The organism is Eubacterium sp. AF22-8LB, from assembly GCF_003458715.1.
Lineage (GTDB): Bacteria > Bacillota_I > Bacilli_A > Erysipelotrichales > Erysipelotrichaceae > Holdemanella.
Window position 1 is genome coordinate 1 of sequence record NZ_QRVI01000006.1, and the last position, 17,219, is coordinate 17,219.

17 protein-coding genes and 1 pseudogene are annotated in these 17,219 nt (G+C 34.1%); 9 read left to right on the forward strand and 9 right to left on the reverse strand.

The features are described 5' to 3' along the window. Window positions 1–247: 247 nt before the first annotated feature. The gene (locus DWY01_RS03265; RefSeq protein WP_117993085.1) at window positions 248–1,186 is read left to right on the forward strand and encodes a magnesium transporter CorA family protein; all 939 of its coding nucleotides are present in this window, start codon (window positions 248–250) and stop codon (window positions 1,184–1,186) included. Window positions 1,187–1,251: 65 nt separating this feature from the next. On the opposite strand, the gene DWY01_RS03270 is transcribed toward DWY01_RS03265, so the two are convergent. Next, window positions 1,252–1,728, reverse strand: coding sequence for a small multi-drug export protein (locus tag DWY01_RS03270; protein WP_117993087.1), 477 nt, complete (start codon window positions 1,726–1,728; stop codon window positions 1,252–1,254). 147 nt (window positions 1,729–1,875) lie between these two features. Here DWY01_RS03270 and DWY01_RS03275 point away from each other — a divergent pair, with 147 nt between their 5' ends. Further along, window positions 1,876–2,460, forward strand: a complete 585-nt coding sequence (locus DWY01_RS03275; RefSeq protein WP_117993089.1) for an HdeD family acid-resistance protein — start codon at window positions 1,876–1,878, stop codon at window positions 2,458–2,460. Window positions 2,461–2,472: 12 nt separating this feature from the next. Further along, window positions 2,473–3,510, forward strand: a pseudogene (locus DWY01_RS03280) (iron-containing alcohol dehydrogenase); the annotation flags it as partial. Between the two features lie 44 nt (window positions 3,511–3,554). Here DWY01_RS03280 and DWY01_RS11950 read toward each other — a convergent pair. Both DWY01_RS11950 and DWY01_RS03285 read right to left on the reverse strand, forming a co-directional pair. Continuing rightward, a complete protein-coding gene (locus DWY01_RS11950; protein ID WP_371412812.1) occupies window positions 3,555–3,629 on the reverse strand; it encodes a hypothetical protein in 75 nt (24 codons plus the stop codon). A gap of 44 nt (window positions 3,630–3,673) precedes the next feature. Further along, a complete protein-coding gene (locus tag DWY01_RS03285) occupies window positions 3,674–4,606 on the reverse strand; it encodes a DUF1002 domain-containing protein (RefSeq protein ID WP_117993094.1) in 933 nt (310 codons plus the stop codon). Window positions 4,607–4,738: 132 nt separating this feature from the next. On the opposite strand from DWY01_RS03285, the gene DWY01_RS03290 reads away from it, so the two are divergent. Beyond that, on the forward strand, window positions 4,739–5,137 hold the full coding sequence (locus DWY01_RS03290; protein ID WP_117993097.1) for a metal-dependent transcriptional regulator: 399 nt from the start codon (window positions 4,739–4,741) through the stop codon (window positions 5,135–5,137). Window positions 5,138–5,159: 22 nt separating this feature from the next. Here the strand turns inward: DWY01_RS03290 and DWY01_RS03295 are convergent, their stop codons facing one another. Next, window positions 5,160–5,858, reverse strand: a complete 699-nt coding sequence (locus DWY01_RS03295; RefSeq protein ID WP_117993099.1) for a TIGR00266 family protein — start codon at window positions 5,856–5,858, stop codon at window positions 5,160–5,162. Window positions 5,859–6,177: 319 nt separating this feature from the next. On the opposite strand from DWY01_RS03295, the gene nrdD reads away from it, so the two are divergent. The 5 genes from nrdD (at window position 6,178) to DWY01_RS03320 (ending at window position 12,485) form a co-directional block, all read left to right on the forward strand. Next, complete coding sequence (gene nrdD, locus DWY01_RS03300; RefSeq protein WP_117993102.1) at window positions 6,178–8,352, forward strand: anaerobic ribonucleoside-triphosphate reductase; 2,175 nt, start codon at window positions 6,178–6,180, stop codon at window positions 8,350–8,352. Between the two features lie 150 nt (window positions 8,353–8,502). Beyond that, a complete protein-coding gene (nrdG, locus tag DWY01_RS03305; RefSeq protein WP_117993104.1) occupies window positions 8,503–9,024 on the forward strand; it encodes an anaerobic ribonucleoside-triphosphate reductase activating protein in 522 nt (173 codons plus the stop codon). 62 nt (window positions 9,025–9,086) lie between these two features. Continuing rightward, the gene (gene ispD, locus DWY01_RS03310) at window positions 9,087–9,734 is read left to right on the forward strand and encodes a 2-C-methyl-D-erythritol 4-phosphate cytidylyltransferase (protein ID WP_117993107.1); all 648 of its coding nucleotides are present in this window, start codon (window positions 9,087–9,089) and stop codon (window positions 9,732–9,734) included. 15 nt (window positions 9,735–9,749) lie between these two features. Beyond that, window positions 9,750–10,214, forward strand: a complete 465-nt coding sequence (locus tag DWY01_RS03315; protein WP_117993110.1) for a hypothetical protein — start codon at window positions 9,750–9,752, stop codon at window positions 10,212–10,214. A gap of 75 nt (window positions 10,215–10,289) precedes the next feature. Continuing rightward, window positions 10,290–12,485 (forward strand): HAD-IC family P-type ATPase, encoded by a 2,196-nt coding sequence (locus DWY01_RS03320; RefSeq protein WP_117993113.1) that lies wholly within the window; start codon window positions 10,290–10,292, stop codon window positions 12,483–12,485. A 28-nt stretch (window positions 12,486–12,513) separates the two neighbouring features. Here the strand turns inward: DWY01_RS03320 and DWY01_RS03325 are convergent, their stop codons facing one another. From DWY01_RS03325 to DWY01_RS03345, 5 genes are all read right to left on the reverse strand, one after another. Then, window positions 12,514–13,623, reverse strand: coding sequence for a 5-methyltetrahydropteroyltriglutamate--homocysteine S-methyltransferase (locus DWY01_RS03325; protein ID WP_117993115.1), 1,110 nt, complete (start codon window positions 13,621–13,623; stop codon window positions 12,514–12,516). Between the two features lie 125 nt (window positions 13,624–13,748). Then, window positions 13,749–14,864 carry a 5-methyltetrahydropteroyltriglutamate--homocysteine S-methyltransferase gene (locus DWY01_RS03330; protein WP_117993118.1) on the reverse strand — a complete coding sequence of 372 codons (1,116 nt, stop codon included), beginning with the start codon at window positions 14,862–14,864 and terminating at the stop codon, window positions 13,749–13,751. A 110-nt stretch (window positions 14,865–14,974) separates the two neighbouring features. After that, a complete protein-coding gene (locus tag DWY01_RS03335; protein WP_117993121.1) occupies window positions 14,975–15,877 on the reverse strand; it encodes a LysR family transcriptional regulator in 903 nt (300 codons plus the stop codon). Beyond that, on the reverse strand, window positions 15,877–16,362 hold the full coding sequence (locus DWY01_RS03340) for a peptidylprolyl isomerase (protein WP_117993123.1): 486 nt from the start codon (window positions 16,360–16,362) through the stop codon (window positions 15,877–15,879). Before DWY01_RS03340 ends, DWY01_RS03335 begins: the two co-directional genes overlap by 1 nt. Before the next feature lie 2 nt (window positions 16,363–16,364). Then, a complete protein-coding gene (locus DWY01_RS03345; protein ID WP_158553645.1) occupies window positions 16,365–17,219 on the reverse strand; it encodes a DegV family protein in 855 nt (284 codons plus the stop codon).

Consider the following 17,219-nt stretch of genomic DNA (forward strand, 5'->3'; position numbering starts at 1 on the left):
CCACAGATATTCTATCAGATTTTAAAAAGACTGTCGACAGTCACTTTGTCAACAGTCTGTTATGACTAGTCTATACTAGTCATTTTTTTTGAAAATTTACAAGAATTTGACATGAATATGATACAATATTCTTTAGTAGAAAGTAGGTGGAAGCATGTCTCCAGACCCGAGTTATTTTAATGATAAAAAAGTATATATGTTCGGAGGCATGGGATTTGTCTTCGTTTAAATATAAGGAGGACAAATTGTGTTAGAGTTTTTTAAAACATTTGAAGATGGAACTCGCAAGATTCAAGAACCAGAACCAGGGTGTTGGATCAATGCGATTGCACCTACAGAAGAAGAGAGAAGTTATTTAATTGAACAAATCGGTGTTTTGCCGGAGTTTGTGAAATCTTCACTGGATGAAGAAGAAAGTTCGCATATGGACTATGATGATGATTTTAGACAATTGTTGATCATCTTTGACTATCCAAGTGCTGAAAATGAAGATGATGATTCGATTGACTCTACATATTCTACTTTACCAATGGGAGTTGTTATTTTAAAAGGATATGTAGTGACAATTAGTTTATATGAAAACTGGAGTCTTTTAGAAATGTCACAAGGACGCATAAAAGGAATGGATACACGTCTGAAAACGAGATTCTTCTTGCTTTTGGCTTTGCGTATTTCGCAAAGATTCTTGATTTGTCTACGTCAAATCGATCGTTTATCGAGTCGTACAGAGACACGTTTACATCAATCTGTAGAAAATGATGAATTAATTGAAATGTTAGGTTTGGAAAAATCATTGGTTTATTTTTCAACCTCATTAAAATCGGATGAAGTAACATTAAATAAGATCATGCGTGGAAAGCAGATTCAATTGTATGAAGAAGATGAAGATTTATTGGAAGATGTGATGATTGAAATTCACCAGGCTATTGAGATGTGTAATATTTATTCAAATACAATGGCAGGTACCATGGATACATTTGCGAGCATCATTTCTAACAATATGAATATAGTTATGAATAAATTAACGGTAATTACGATTGTTATGGCAATTCCAAATATTATTTTTGGCTTTTATGGAATGAACGTACAACTGCCATTTCCATTTGTATGGTTCCCAAGTTTTGTTGCAATATTATCCTGTGTAATTGCAACAGCATATTTTTTCAAACACAACATGTTTAAGTAAGGGTTTGATGTTTTAAACCCTTTTTTCTTTGGGGTAAAAGAAAAAGAGCATATTCTAATTTTATTTTAGAATAATGCTCCTAGTGCTCCAAATAATCCCATGCTCGCAAGAGCCATGATAATACCTGCAAGTATGACGCCTAACATAACAGCTAAAACGCTTGATTTAAAATCCATATCCAAGATACTTGCGGCTAGTGTTCCAGTCCAGGCACCTGTTCCTGGTAATGGAATACCAACGAATAATAGTAGGGCAACAAATAATCCTTTACCAGCAGTGGCTTGTAATTTTTTTCCGCCCTTTTCTCCTTTTTCTAAACACCAAGTAAAGAATTTTCCGATAACGGGTTTATTGGCTCCCCATACTAAAATTTTTCTGGCAAAGAAATAAATAAAGGGAACAGGAATCATGTTTCCGATAATCGCAATTATATAATATTGTATAAATGGTAATCCCATTCCAGCGGCAATAGGAATGGCTCCACGAAGCTCAATTAGTGGTACCATTGATACAAAAAACACAATCAAGTATTTTTTTAACATTTAAAATCTCCTTTTTTGTAACATGTTAAAGTTTACCATTGATACAGTGAATTTACAATATTAGACAGATATTGAAATGTGTCTAGCACTGTTATATTGAAAGTGCTAAAAATAGTGTTATACTGAAGCCATAAAGGAGATGTTAATATGAAATGGTTTGATTCAGATTATGATTATATTGACGAGTTTACTACACAATGGAATGAAAGATATAGAAAGACAAAAAGAATGGGTATAATATTAAGTGTAGTATTGATTCTTATTGGAGTCTTATGCTTTGCATTTCCGGAAAAAGTATTTACGACCATTCAAATCATTGCGGCTATTGGCTTAATTGTTTGGGGTGCTTGTGAAATCTATTCGTATATCACAACAACATTCTTTTTTAGAGATGCGATGTGGCTAGCTAGTGGTATCTTGAATATTTTATTAGGCTGTTTATTATGTACAATGCCTGTCACAATTACTGTAAGTACTTTAACTTTCTTGTTTGCGTTTGTTTTATTGGTAAATGGGATTCAAAAGATTACTTGGGGTTCAAGATTAAGTTTCTTTAGAGTTATCGATACAAAATATTTAAGCTTAACTGGCTGGGTCAATTTATTGTTAGGTATTATTTTTCTAGTAATGCCATTTCAAAGTGCGTTAATCATCAATTATGTGATTGCAGTCTATTTAATTGTGGCTGGAATTAGCTTGTTGATTGAAATGGTTTCAATGAAAAAGATTTAAAAAGGGGTTTATATGGAAAATTTTAAGTTTTATGCACCAACAAAGGTTTATTTTGGAAAAAATGAAGAAAAAAATGTTGGAAAGATTCTAAAGGGATATCATCCAAAGAAAGTGTTGATTCATTATGGAGGAAACAGTGCAATCAAGTCGGGTCTATTGGATCGCGTAAAGAAAGCCTTGGAAGAAGAAAATATTGCCTATTGTTTATGTGGTGGAGTGGTTGCCAATCCATTACTTTCGAAGGTGAATGAAGGAATTGAGCTGTGTAAAAAAGAAGAAGTGGACTTTATCCTGGCTGTTGGTGGAGGCAGTGTTTTGGATTCAAGTAAAGGTATTGCGTATGGTGTTTATAATGAAGGCAATGTCTGGGATTATTATGCAAGAAAGAAAAAGGTAAAAGGGGCATTACCTATGGGATGTATTTTAACACTTTCGGCAACCGGTAGTGAAATGAGTAATTCGAGTGTTATCACCAATGAGGATGGAAATTTAAAAAGAGGTTTAAGTAGTGAATTTGGATATTTTAAATTTTCAATTTTAAATCCAGAATTAACATATACAGTTCCACAATATCAAACGATGTGTGGATGTACAGATATTATTATGCATACATTTGAAAGATATTTTACTCCATATGAAACATTGGATTTAGTAGATCAAATGGCTGAAAGCTTGGTTCGTACAGTTATTAAAAATGCGAAAATTCTTATGGAAAATCCAACAGATGAAAAGGCTCGTGCTGAAATTATGTGGGCAGGTAGTGTTTCACATAACGATATGACAGGAGATCGATCATTAGGGGATTGGGCTTGTCATCAATTAGAGCATGAATTGAGTGGAATGTTTAATGTAGCTCATGGTGCGGGGCTAGCAGCTATTTGGGATAGCTGGGCAAAACATGTATATATGGAAAATCCAACACGATTTGCCAAGCTTGGACATCGTGTATTTGGTTTGGATGATACAGATACATTGGCTTGCGCTTTAAATACAATTGAAAAGATGGAAGAATTCTTTAAATCAATTGGTATGCCTACAAGTATTCAGGAATTATTGAAGCGTAAATGTACAGAACCAGAATTATATGAATTAACTTACAAATGTAGTTTTGAACATACGCGATCAATTGGAAAATTTAAAGAATTAGGTGAAACGGATATGCTTGAAATTTATCGTATGGCAAATGAAAAGGAAGTCGATTGACTTCCTTGTTTTAGTTAAATAAGCTCTTTATGAAATTAATAATTTTGTCTAGCCATCCTTCAGATTGTGCTTTGTTGAAAAGACCAGATAGTTGATTTTTAAGACTGCCCGATAATTTGTTTAATTGATCTAAAACTTCTTGTGAATCAATAGCAGAAGTGTTTTGGTATTTCTTTGCGAATGCAATCAATTTATCAATGTCATCTTGAGAAATAATATCACTTAAATTAAATTTATTTAAAGCATCCTGTACAACTTGTTCAACTTGCTCTGCTGTTGCAGCGCTACCTTGATTTTGTTTGATTTCAGCAAGCTTTTGCTTAATTTCAACGATGGCTTGATCTAGATTGCTTGAATTAAAATTTGAGTTATCTGAATTGTTTTCAGCAATTTCATTTGTTGTTTCCAATTCATCTTGAGCAACTTGTGTACGATCCGCATCCAAAGTTTCACCGTTTGCCTCTAGTGCTTTATAAACACCTGTTAACGCGGATTCACCCGTTACTTTTGATACAGCGGCGACATCAATTTCAACATCACTGACACCTGCAGTAATAGCAGCGTTAGCATATTGATTTGAAGTGATTTTCGTGATGTTTTCTGGTGTAATGATCTTTACCTTTAGACCTGTTCCAGCATCTTGTTTTTGTACCATGACACTTGAAATCAAGATTAAATTATCAGCACCTGTAACACCGAGATATGTGAATAAATCATTCGCATCTACACTGGTTTCATATACGTTGTTTGTATCTTGGATATCAAACAATTCTCGTGTATTTTCGATTTGTTCATCATTTAGCCCGCTGCCATATACAACTGTGGGTTTACCCCATTTTTCATCTATAACCGAAGTGTCAATTGCGAATACGTTAGATGCGCTTGCAGAAACGCTCATAACAGCGGCAAGGGATACTCCTAACAATTTATTACATTTAAACATTTCTTTTTTCTCCTTTGAATAAATTTACTTTATAAGTGTATATTAACTTTAATTTTTGTGCAAAAGTTTTGAATCTTATGTGAAATTTTGTTATACTCATATGGTAAGTTAAAACTAACCGGAGGTGTGTCTATGCAGCTAACACAATCGCAAGAAGATTATTTAGAAACAATATATGTGTTGAAGTCTCAACAAGAACATGTGCGTGCTATTGATGTAGCCGCAGCTTTGGGGTTTTCAAAGCCTAGTGTTTCGCATGCTTTAAAGGATTTGAAAGAAAAAGAGTTGATATATACAGATAAAACGGGATATATCTTTTTCACAGAACAAGGACAAGTGAAAGCAAGTCAGGTGTATGAAAGACATATCTATTTTAAAAATCAATTGCTTCATGCTGGGGTAGAACCTGTGCTTGCAGAAGAAGAAGCTTGTCGAATGGAACATACAATAAGTGAGGAAAGCTTTAAAAAGCTAAAAGGAAATAAATGCGATCGCTCTTGTATTGATTGTAAGGGAGATGGATGTAAATGAAAAAAGCGCAGTTGCGCTTTTTTTAGTCTCTTCTTTGAGGAATGAATGGCATTAGTGCATCGGCTAATGAATGTAGGTTACGTGATTGGATGTATACTTTGCCGTTGCCGTGGAAGACATTGACTAAGCCTTCGCCAGTTGTAAATCCAAATGTTCCAGAAGCGATCTTGATTTCATAATCTAATGAATCATCCCATGCGACAACGTGTTCGTTATCAATTGTGATTGGGTGTGCATCGTCGACATTGATTTCCATGATGTCTCCGTATGCGTTGATTAAAAGGTCACCTTGGCCAGAGGTATGCATAACGAAGAATCCACCAGTTCCGCCAAATAAGGCTTTTCCTATATTTTGCGTTTTCATTTCATAAGCTACGCTTTGATCACAAGCTAGAAAAGCACCGTTATTTAAGTAATAGTGACATCCGGGTTGTACTTTTAAACATACGATTTTTCCTGGGATTGAAGGAGCAATACCTAATAATCCGTCGTAGCTTGTTCCGGTAGCTTCTGTGATAAACATACTTTCACCACTGGTTACACTACGTCCTATGGCGCCTAATACGCCTCCAAGACCTTTTTTACTACTGTTCATTTTTCCTTCAATCACAACATTGGACATGTATGCCATTGAGCCTCTTTCAATTTTTACTGTTTCATTGTTTTGTAGATTGATTTCTACGATTGGGCAATCTGAATCCCCTTTAATTTTGTAATCCATAATATAATCTCCTTTTATTACTTTTATTGTAACAAGTCTATGTGAAATTAACATTAAATTCCGAAAAAAATTAAATCGACATTTATAATGTCTGTATGAGAGATATTGTGTAGATAAAGGAGGTTGCACAAAATGAAAGGCAGAACGAAAAATTTATACAAATTAATTTACTTTAAAAAATAAAAAAATCGGTTTCCCTTATATAAAGGTCAAGCATTATTTTGTTGGATTGTAAAGTCTTGTTTTAGAAAAAAATATAAGTATACTTAAGATAGTCAATAAAAATAGTTGAACCTTCAACTATTTTAGGAGGAATTATATGAACGTTATTAAAAGAAGTGGAGAAGAAGTCATTTTTGATGCGTCGAAAATTGAAAATGCAATCAAAAAAGCAAATAAAGCAACAACACATAATCAAATGACAGATGAGTTGATTCATTCTGTTACGCAAAGTGTGATCGATAAATGTGAAAATTTAAAAAGAAGTCCAAATGTAGAAGAAATTCAAGATATGGTTGAGGGCGAATTGATGGAGCATCGTTGTTTTGCGGTAGCTCATAACTACATTACATATCGTTATGAGCGTGCATTGGTTCGTAAGGCAAATTCAACAGATAAACAAATCATGTCTTTGCTTGAGCGTAATAATGAAGAGGTAAAACAGGAAAACTCAAATAAGAACCCATTAGTAAACAGTGTTCAGCGTGATTATATGGCTGGGGAAGTTTCTAAGGATATCACAAAACGTTTCTTGTTGCCTCAAGATGTTATGGAAGCACATGAAAATGGTATTATTCATTTCCATGACTCAGATTACTTTGCACAGCACATGCACAATTGTTGTCTGGTAAACCTAGATGATATGCTTCAAAATGGAACTGTTATCTCTGAAACAATGATTGAAAAACCACATAGTTTCTCTACCGCATGTAATGTAGCTACACAAATCATTGCACAAGTCGCAAGTTCACAATATGGAGGACAAAGTATAACACTTTCTCATTTAGCTCCATTTGTGCAGGTTTCAAGAGAAAAAGCTCGTCGTGAAGTGAAAGAGGAATTGGAATCATTAAATCTTGATTCATCTGAAGATACAGTAAATAAAATGGCAGAAATGCGTGTTCGTAAAGAAATTGAAAAGGGTGTACAGATGATTCAGTATCAGGTCATTACTTTAATGACTACAAATGGACAAGCTCCATTTGTGACTGTATTTATGTATTTGAATGAGGTGCCTGAAGGACAAACACGTGATGACTTGGCTATTATTATTGAAGAAATGTTGAAACAAAGAATTAAGGGTGTTAAGAATGAAAAGGGTATTTGGATCACACCAGCATTCCCTAAATTGATTTATGTTCTTGAAGAGAACAATATTGAAGAAGATTCAAAATATTGGTATTTAACAGAATTAGCAGCTAAGTGTACCGCAAAACGTATGGTTCCAGATTATATTTCTGAAAAGAAAATGTTGGAACTAAAGGTAGATGCAAATGGAGAAGGACATTGTTATCCATGTATGGGATGTCGTTCATTCTTGACAACATACCTAGATGAAAATGGTAAACCAAAATATTATGGTCGTTTTAACCAAGGTGTTGTTACATTGAACTTAGTTGATGTAGCTTGTTCAAGTAAACATGATGAAGCTGCATTCTGGAGAATTATGGATGAAAGATTGGCTTTATGTAAAAAAGCATTGATGTGTCGTCATGAAAGATTATTAGGAACACCAAGCGATGTAGCTCCAATTTTATGGCAAAATGGTGCATTGGCTCGTTTGAAAAAGGGTGAACCAATCGATAAATTATTATATGGTGGATATTCTACAATTTCTTTAGGATATGCAGGATTATGCGAATGTGTATATTATATGACAGGGCACCCTCATACAGAGGAACCAGGAACTTCATTTGGATTAAAAGTTATGCAGTATCTAAATGAGGCGTGTGCTAAATGGAAGGCAGAAGAAAATATTGATTTTTCATTGTACGGAACGCCAATGGAATCAACAACATTTAAATTCTCTAAACATCTACAAGAGCGCTTTGGCATTATTCCACATGTAACAGATAAAAACTATATTACGAATAGTTATCATGTACATGTAACTGAAGAAATTGATGCGTTTACTAAATTAACTTTTGAATCGCAGTTCCAAAAACTTTCTCCAGGAGGAGCTATTAGCTATGTAGAAGTTCCAAATATGGAAAACAATATTGATGCAGTTTTAGCTATTATGAAACATATCTATAATCACATTATGTATGCAGAATTGAACACAAAATCAGATTATTGCCAGGTATGTGGATATACAGGAGAGATCAAAATTGTGGAAGATGAAAACCACAAATTAGTTTGGGAATGTCCAAACTGTGGAAATCGTGACCAGGAAAAAATGAATGTGGCACGTCGTACTTGTGGATATATTGGAACCCAGTTCTGGAACCAAGGTAGAACACAAGAAATAAAAGAAAGAGTATTGCATTTATAATCATTGGACAAAAGCCGGAGCAGGATATACTTTCTGGATCGGAAACTTTTTTGTTCAAAAAGCTTGGAATAAAACCCAAGTTCTCAATGTAAAAAGTATTATACTTGTAAGAGCTAGTATCCTAGCTCTTTTTCTTCAGGAGGCATTAATATGTATTATGGAAATATAAAAAAGAATGACATCGCAAATGGTAAAGGTGTGCGTGTAACACTGTTTGTATCGGGATGTACAAATCATTGTAAGAATTGTTTCCAACCAGAAACATGGAATTTTGATTATGGTAAGCCTTATACAAAAGCGACAGAGGATGAAGTCATTGAAGCTTTAAAGCCCAGTCATATTGCCGGCTTGACATTGTTGGGTGGAGAGCCATTTGAACCAGAAAACCAAAGAGAATTGGTCAAGCTTTTACGTCGTGTTCGCAAAGAATTACCTGAAAAGAATATTTGGTCTTTTACTGGATTTATTTTGGATCAGGATTTATTAGATGGTGGTAGAAAACATTGTGAAGTAACCGATGAAATGTTATCTTTATTAGATGTTTTAGTGGATGGTCCATTTAAAGAAGAAGAGAAAGATATTACACTAGCATTTCGTGGGTCAAGAAATCAAAGAGTGATTGATATGAAGAAATCCTTAGAAGAAAAGGAGATTGTATTGTATATGGAATAAGTTGGAAGTTGAATCTTCCAATTTTTTTATCAATTGTTAAGAAAATTTGATATAATGATTCCATGAACTATAGTGTGATTGTTTTAGCTGCAGGAAGAGGCAGCCGAACGAATTTAGATTACAACAAAGTATTTTATACTTTTGAAAATGGGCAAACTGTTCTGAATAAGAGTCTGTCTGTTTTTTTATCAGATGATGATTGTAAACAAGTTGTACTTGTTTGTGCAGATTATGAAAAGGATTATGTCACTGAAAAGTATCTGTATGATTCTCGAATTCAAATTGTAACAGGAGGAAAAACACGACAAGAAAGTGTATACAATGGATTACAGATTGTAAATCAGGATTACGTCATGATTCATGATGGGGCTAGACCTTTTGTTGAGAAGAAATGGATCTTTGAATTGAAACAAACATTAGAAACTGAAGATGCATGTTTATTAATGGTTCCAAGTGTGGATACTACTAAAATTGTTGTGAATGGCTATGTTAAGGAGTCGTTGGAAAGAAAGCTTGTATATCATGCACAGACTCCGCAATGCTTTAAAACAGATTTAATTAAGGAATGTCATCAAATCGCAAGAAATAAACAAGTAGAAGCAACGGATGATGCCCAGCTTGTAGAGTGGTTTGCGGATGTGAAAGTAAAAGTAGTATTATCAAGTTTCACAAATAAAAAAATAACTTTGCCAGAAGATTTAAAAGGATAGAATAGAGGTATAAAGATGGAATATTCAGCGTTGGTATTTGATGATTGTAATGAAGTAGAAGACACGTATGACATGCTGCTAGAAACAATTGATTTGTTTGCGAATGATGAAAATTGTACACAAATTGTTGTGAGCTGTAAAAGTGTATGGACATTAAGACTTGCGACTGCACCAAAAAACAAGGTGATGCTTGTACAGAGACCGGATCGTCCTTATGTTGCTTTATTGAATGGCTTAAAGGCTATTAAACAGGAAAATGTAGTTGTGACAGGAATTTCGACAAAACATACATCTGAAAATATTGACGAACTTCTAAATCATTTATCAAAGTATCCTGCTATACAATTTGATAAAGATTTACAGGCATTCGATACAAGATTATTGATGTTCTGTTTACAAAAGGCAATTGAATCCAATTTAGCAATTACATCTTATGCTGAGGCGGTTACACTTGCGGATACACCACTAGAATTTATTTAATGATACGGCGATTGTCGTATCATTTTTAATAAAACTTTAATAATTAAAAAATATAAAAGGTAGTACAATAAGAATATGCATAAAAAAAATACAGTAGAAGCCATAATCTCGAAAAGCTATCGTGAAATTATTCAGCAACATGTATTCACATTGTTTAATGGAATTAATGTGATTCTAGCCATTTTTGTCTTCTTTACTGGATCTTATCGCAATATGTTATTTATGATTACAGTAATCTTGAATATGCTGATTGGCTTGTTTCAAGAAATACGCTCGAAACATATGCTAGATAAGCTTTCCTTATTAAATCAGGCAAAGATTCACGTTCTTAAAGATAATCAAGAAGTTGAAGTTTATATTCAAGACGTAGAAGAAAAGGACATTCTTGTTCTTCATGCAGGGGATGAAATATGTTGTGATGGTCATATTTTGTCTGGAAACATTGAATGTAATGAATCGATGTTGACTGGTGAAAGTGATGCCATTTATAAAAAAGAAAATGATACATTGCTAAGTGGTAGTTTTGTGGTCTCAGGAAAATGTTATATGATGGCAGATAAAGTAGGACAGGATACCTATTCTTATTCAATCTTAAAGCATGCCAAACGATTTAAACGATATCCAAGTCAATTACGAGATTCTATTGATACCATTATTAAATGGTGCACCTATATCTTGATTCCACTTGGCTGTGCCTTATTTATCAAACAGCTTATTAAGACAAATTATACAACAGCTACATTGAATACCGTAGCTGCTGTTGTAGGTATGATTCCTGAAGGACTTGTATTTTTGACAAGTGTTGCCTTGGCAATCAGTTCGTTTAAGCTAGCTAAACAAGATGTTTTAGTGCAAGAACTCTATTGCATAGAAACATTGGCTCGTACGGATACATTGTGCCTAGATAAAACTGGTACATTAACGCAAGGAAAATTAAGTGTATGCCATGTAGAAGCCTTAGAAAAGGTAGATGGAATCATTGGGGATATGATGCAGGCTTTGCCCGATGATAACGCAACAGCCGTAGCATTGAGAACCTATTTTAACAAACAAAATCATAATAAAGTGATTTCATTTGTGCCTTTTTCCAGTCAAAGAAAATATTCAAGTGTTACATTTGAAGATGGGGAATATAAATTAGGGGCGTATTCTTATATCGCAAAAAATAAAAGTATTCGTGTTGAAAAACAAATCGAAGAGTATACAAAACAAGCCATGCGTGTGGTTGTATTAATGAAAAATGATTTTGTTCTGGCATATATATGTTTACGAGATGAATTAAGGCCAGATGCTAAGGATACGTTAAATTTCTTTAAAAAGCAGGGTGTTGATATAAAGCTGATTTCTGGGGATGATCCCAAAACAGTACAAGCCTTAGCTAAAAAAGCAGGTTTTGAATCTGAAAGTATAGATATGTCTTGTGTTCAAGATGTAGAATCTGTAGTTGATTCCTATTCTATTTTTGGACGTGTTACACCTGAACAAAAGAAAGAGCTCGTTCTGGCATTAAAGAAAAGAAACAAAACAGTTGCGATGACAGGGGATGGCGTAAATGATGTTATGGCTTTAAAAGAAGCAGATTGCTCCATTGCGATGGGAAGTGGTTCACAAGCATGTAAAAGTGTAGCTTCTTTGGTGCTGTTGGAAAATCAAATGAACGCATTACCTGTTATCTTATATCAAGGTAGATGTGTTATTAATAATATTCAAAGAACAGCTTCTTTGTTCTTAGTTAAAACATTGTTTTCCATTGGATTATCCTTATTAACACTTGTCTGTTTGAAGAATTATCCATTTAAACCCATCCAATTAACTTTGATTTCCGCTTTGGCAACAGGAATACCTAGCTTTATATTGACCTTAGAACCCAATGGAAGCATCGTGAAAGGCGATTTTTTAAAGAATGTTTTTTCAAAAGCCATTCCAGGAGCTGTCTGTGTTATTTTAAGTGTCATTGGAGTATCAATTGTAGGACATTTTGTACCAGTTTCTTCTAGTCAATATTCAACAATGTGTACCATCCTTGCCGGTGTGAATGCACTAGTCGTATTGATACGTGTCTGTGTGCCGATGACGACACTAAGAAAAACACTTGTCGTTGTGATGTGCTCTATTTTCTTATGTGCTATGGTACTATTTAAACATTTCTTCTACATAGTAAATTTAACATGGTATCAAGTTGTATATGTTGTGATCAATATATGTTTGATTCCATATATATTAAATGTAGTATCCTTTTGGGTAAAATATAAAATACGGAATTTTAAATAAAAAAAGTCTGGTATTCCAGACTTTTTGTCTATTCCCAGACTTCTTCCGCAATTTCTTTAACTAATTTCACTTTAGCCCATTGTTCTTCTTCAGTCATGACATTACCTTCTTCAGTAGAAGAAAAACCACACTGTGGACTTAGGCAAAGCTGTTCTTTTGGCACATATTTTTCTGCCTCTTTAATTCTATTCTTAACCTCATCTTTATTCTCTAATTCTGGAAATTTTGATGTGATCAAACCCAAAACAACCTTTTGATCTTTGACATAACGAAGTGGAGAAAAGTCTCCTGATCTTTCTGAATCATATTCTAGAAAGAATCCATCCACTTTACAATGACCAAATAAAATTTCTGCCACAGGTTCATAACCACCAGATGAGAACCATGTGGATCTGAAGTTCCCTCTACAGATATGCATTGTGATTGTCATATCTTCTGGCTTCGCCTCTAATGCAAGATTAATCATATCCACATAAGCTTTTGCGATTTCTTCTAAATCTAAGCCTCTTTCTTTATATGCTTTTCTTTTGTTTGCATCACAAAATTCACCCCAAGATGTATCATCTAGCTGTAAATATCTGCATCCGGCATCATAGAATGCACGAATAGCTTTTTGGTAAGCGTAGGCAATATCGTGATATAAGACGTTCATGTCTTGATAACAATCAATTGGTGTATATTCTTCACTACGCACGCAACAAATCAAATGTAACATAGATGGAGATGGAATAGTCATTTTACAAAGTGTGTCTTGCGCAATGCTTTTCAAATATTTGAAATGTTCTAAAAATGGATGATTTCCAAAATCAATTTTATCTACAATCTTTAATGTTGCAGCCTTTGGTTGATGCCCTTTAAAATGCACAGACCAATGATCAGCCTTAATTTCTTCTACGCCATCTAAATCGGCAAGAAAATCCAAATGCCAATATCGCCTTCTGAATTCTCCATCCGTAACGGCTTGAAGCCCTACTTCTTTTTCTTTTGTGACTAGCTCCTTGATGGCTTTATCTTCAACGGCTTTTAATTGTTGCGTATCAATCGTTCCATTCGCAAATTCTTCTCTAGCTTTTTTAAGGTAGTCAGGACGCAAAAAGCTTCCGACTACATCATATTTAAATGGTGCTTGTACTGTCATATTCAAATCCTCAACTTTCGTTGGGTTAAGTCTACCATATTTGTAGAGTATAGAATAATCAAAAAAATCTTTATGTTGTTATAGCTAAAAACTATAAAGAAAAAGTCTGGATTTCCAGACTTATCTTATCCCCAGACTTCTTCAGCAATTTCTTTGACTAATTTTACTTTAGCCCATTGCTGCTCTTCTGTTAGTTTATTTCCAATTTCACATGACGCAAAACCACATTGTGGACTTAGACATAAGTTTTCTAAAGGTACATATTGACTTGCTTCTTTAATACGAGCAATAACGGCATCTTTGTCTTCTAATTCAGCAGATTTTGTAGTGACTAAACCAAGAACAACTTTTTTATCTGATGTTATTTCTTTTAAAGGTTCAAATCCACCAGAACGAGCATCATCAAATTCTAAGAAGTACGCATGTACATTTTCTTTTGCGAATAAAGTTTTTGCGACGGCATCATAAGCACCACTTGAAGCATAAGTCGAGTGAAAGTTACCACGACATACATGGGTGTTGATAACTAAATCTTCTGGCTTTCCTTCAATGGCTAGATTGTTGATACGTAAGAATAACTCTTGCACCTTCAACAAACCATCTTGATCTGTTTGGAAGAATAAAGGTGCTTTTTCATCCACTAACATGCCCCAAGAACAATCATCGAATTGAATGCATCGACATCCTGCATCATATAATTGTTGAATAACTACTTTATAGCCATTCGCAATATCTTGAACCAATTCTTCTGTATCTGCATAATATTTTTTAGTATTTTCCATCGCAAAAGGAAGAATCATTTGTTCTAAAAACTGTGCAGGAGCTGGAATGGTTTGTTTGGCAATTGTGTTTTCATCTTCAAATTGCTTCACAAATTTAAAATGTTCAACAAATGGATGTGTCCCATTCACACCTACTTTTCCCGTAATATAAGTGTCATCAATCATGGCAGCCTCACCGTGGAATGGAAGGCCAGTCTTAGTTGGGGTATGAGATACGCCATCAAATCCCCACATGAAATCTAAGTGCCAAGTTGCACGTCTGAATTCTCCGTCGGTAATAACATGAAGTCCTGCTGCTTTTTCTTTTTGAATCAAATCTGTGATGCATGCATCTTCAATTTTTGTAAGTTCATCCTTTGTGATTTTTTTTGCCTCGAAATCTTTACGAGCCTGTTTCAATTTTTCAGGTCTTAAAAAGCTTCCGACTACATCATATTTATATGGTGTTTGTACTGTCATAATCAAATCCTCAACTTTCGTGTGTGTTCAGTCTATCATAATTGTAGAGTATAGAATAATTGAAATATTCTTTAGATTGTTATAACTAAAAGCTATAATAAAAGACCAAATTATTTGGTCTGTTCAATATATTGTATTAGGTGGTTTAAGTAATTTTTAGCCATACTTGATAATGAGCCGTCACATATATATCCAATTTCCATAACTTCATCACTTTCAAGAGGAATGGAAACAATATTGTCTCCATTTAGATCCGTACTTAAAATACCAGAAGAAATGGTATATCCATTCAATCCTATTAATAAATTAAATAAGGTAGCACGATCGGAAACAATAATACTCTTTTTCGAGGGTTGCGTACTATGTAATTCTTCTGAGAAGTAGAAGGAGTTGTTGATTCCTTGTTCATAAGTAAGTCGTGGATAGTTTTCTAAATCTTCCATCTTTACTGTTTTTTTTCTAGATAGAGGATTTGTCTTAGATACAAATACATGGGGCTTTGCTTCAAACAACTTTGTAAATGTTAGATGTTCTTTCTTTAAAATACTTCGAATGACTTCTTTATTGAAAAATGAAAGATAAAGAATGCCCAATTGGCTTCGATGATTTTTTACATCTTCAATAATATCATTGGTTCTTTGTTCTCTTAAAGAAAATTCATATTCATTTTGATTGTATTCTTTTACTAGAGCAACAAAGGCATTAACGACAAACGCATAATGCTGGCTCGAAATCGCAAATACAGTTCTGGCTGGTGCTGCGTTTTTGTATTGTTCTTCTAAAAGATTAGCTTGTTCAATGACTTGCCTTGCATAACCAAGAAATTTTTCGCCTTGTTCAGAAAGCAAGATTCCTTTGTTTGTACGTGTAAATAAACAGATGGACATTTCTTCTTCTAAATCATGAATGGATTTAGAAAGAGAAGGCTGAGATATATATAGGACTTTGGCTGCGGAATTAAAAGATCCAGATTCAACAACCTGGATCACGTAGCGCAATTGTTGCAACGTCATTAGTCAACAAGTGTGATTGTTTCAATCACTTGAGGATTTCTTGGACGGTCGTTGAAAGTTGTTGGAGTTTTTGCAATTTTATCTACATTTTCCATACCTTCAATAACTTTTCCAAACGCAGCATATTCACCATCTAAATGAGGAGCATCCTGGTGCATAATGAAGAATTGACTTCCAGCACTATTTGGATCCATAGCACGAGCCATAGATAAAACACCGCGAGTATGTTTTAAATCGTTTTTAAATCCATTGGATGCGAATTCACCATGAATTGTATATCCAGGTCCACCTGTACCATTTCCAATAGGGCATCCACCTTGAATCATAAATCCTTTAATGACACGGTGGAAAGTAAGCCCATCATAAAATTTCTTTTCGATTAAGTTCAAAAAGTTTTGAACTGTTTCAGGAGCAATCTCAGGATACAATTCAGCCTTGATTTGATCTCCATTTTTCATTGTGATTAAAATGTTTTTTGTTTCCATGTCTAATTTTCCTCTCTAATATATTGGATTGCGATACAACGTAAACCAGTATGTACGGCAATTACGGAACTAATATAGTTTATATGAATATTCTTTTCGGGTACACCCTTTTCGATAAAACATTTTTTAAAGTGATTGGCCCCCTCTAAAAAGTCTGAGTGAATAATATAAATATGTGTATGTTGTACATCAATCTTATCAATGATTGTATCCATCGCATATGCATCCGCTCTTTTTTCTGTACGCACCTTGTTTAATACATCAATTCTTCCTTCTGTACTTTTGTTTATATGTAAAACTGGATATATCTTTAATAAACCTGCAAGTGTAGCGGCCATAGGTGTTAATCGTCCGCCACGTTTTAAATGTTGAAGGTCTTTGACTAAAATCAAAGAATTTGAATCGTCAATGACAGGTTGAATGATGCTTAAAATCTCTTCGGAAGATTTATTCTTGTCAACAAGTTTTTTGATCCAAATGGCCACATGCTTTTCTAGTTCACACGTACTATAAAGATCAATAACATGAACATTCATTTCTAATTCGCGTGCAATACTTTGCATAGTTGATGCATTTGTAGATAATCCATTTGTCAATGGAACCGCAAAGACTGTATCATATTCTTTTTTCAGCTCTTCAAATAAATCATAGATTCTCTGGTATGCTACCATACTTGTTTTTGGCATTTTACCCTGCGCTAATTCTTTATATATATCCTGTGTAGAAATCTCAAGAGTATCTTGATAAGTTGTATCATCGATAGTGATCTGTAAAGGTAGCAGGTAGATACCTAATTCTTTTGCCTCTTCAAAAGATAGATTTGAACCTGTGTCTGTTACAACGGCAATTTTTTCCAT

What these genes read in the sequence shown, in the direction of transcription:
- DWY01_RS03270 (WP_117993087.1), bottom strand. Translation starts at nt 1,728, where the DNA reads ATGTTAAAAAAATACTTGATTGTGTTTTTTGTATCAATGGTACCACTA.
- DWY01_RS03275 (WP_117993089.1), top strand. Translation starts at nt 1,876, where the DNA reads ATGAAATGGTTTGATTCAGATTATGATTATATTGACGAGTTTACTACA.
- DWY01_RS03285 (WP_117993094.1), bottom strand. Translation starts at nt 4,606, where the DNA reads ATGTTTAAATGTAATAAATTGTTAGGAGTATCCCTTGCCGCTGTTATG.
- DWY01_RS03290 (WP_117993097.1), top strand. Translation starts at nt 4,739, where the DNA reads ATGCAGCTAACACAATCGCAAGAAGATTATTTAGAAACAATATATGTG.
- DWY01_RS03295 (WP_117993099.1), bottom strand. Translation starts at nt 5,858, where the DNA reads ATGGATTACAAAATTAAAGGGGATTCAGATTGCCCAATCGTAGAAATC.
- nrdD (WP_117993102.1), top strand. Translation starts at nt 6,178, where the DNA reads ATGAACGTTATTAAAAGAAGTGGAGAAGAAGTCATTTTTGATGCGTCG.
- nrdG (WP_117993104.1), top strand. Translation starts at nt 8,503, where the DNA reads ATGTATTATGGAAATATAAAAAAGAATGACATCGCAAATGGTAAAGGT.
- ispD (WP_117993107.1), top strand. Translation starts at nt 9,087, where the DNA reads ATGAACTATAGTGTGATTGTTTTAGCTGCAGGAAGAGGCAGCCGAACG.
- DWY01_RS03315 (WP_117993110.1), top strand. Translation starts at nt 9,750, where the DNA reads ATGGAATATTCAGCGTTGGTATTTGATGATTGTAATGAAGTAGAAGAC.
- DWY01_RS03320 (WP_117993113.1), top strand. Translation starts at nt 10,290, where the DNA reads ATGCATAAAAAAAATACAGTAGAAGCCATAATCTCGAAAAGCTATCGT.
- DWY01_RS03325 (WP_117993115.1), bottom strand. Translation starts at nt 13,623, where the DNA reads ATGACAGTACAAGCACCATTTAAATATGATGTAGTCGGAAGCTTTTTG.
- DWY01_RS03330 (WP_117993118.1), bottom strand. Translation starts at nt 14,864, where the DNA reads ATGACAGTACAAACACCATATAAATATGATGTAGTCGGAAGCTTTTTA.
- DWY01_RS03335 (WP_117993121.1), bottom strand. Translation starts at nt 15,877, where the DNA reads ATGACGTTGCAACAATTGCGCTACGTGATCCAGGTTGTTGAATCTGGA.
- DWY01_RS03340 (WP_117993123.1), bottom strand. Translation starts at nt 16,362, where the DNA reads ATGGAAACAAAAAACATTTTAATCACAATGAAAAATGGAGATCAAATC.
- DWY01_RS03345 (WP_158553645.1), bottom strand. Translation starts at nt 17,219, where the DNA reads ATGGAAAAAATTGCCGTTGTAACAGACACAGGTTCAAATCTATCTTTT.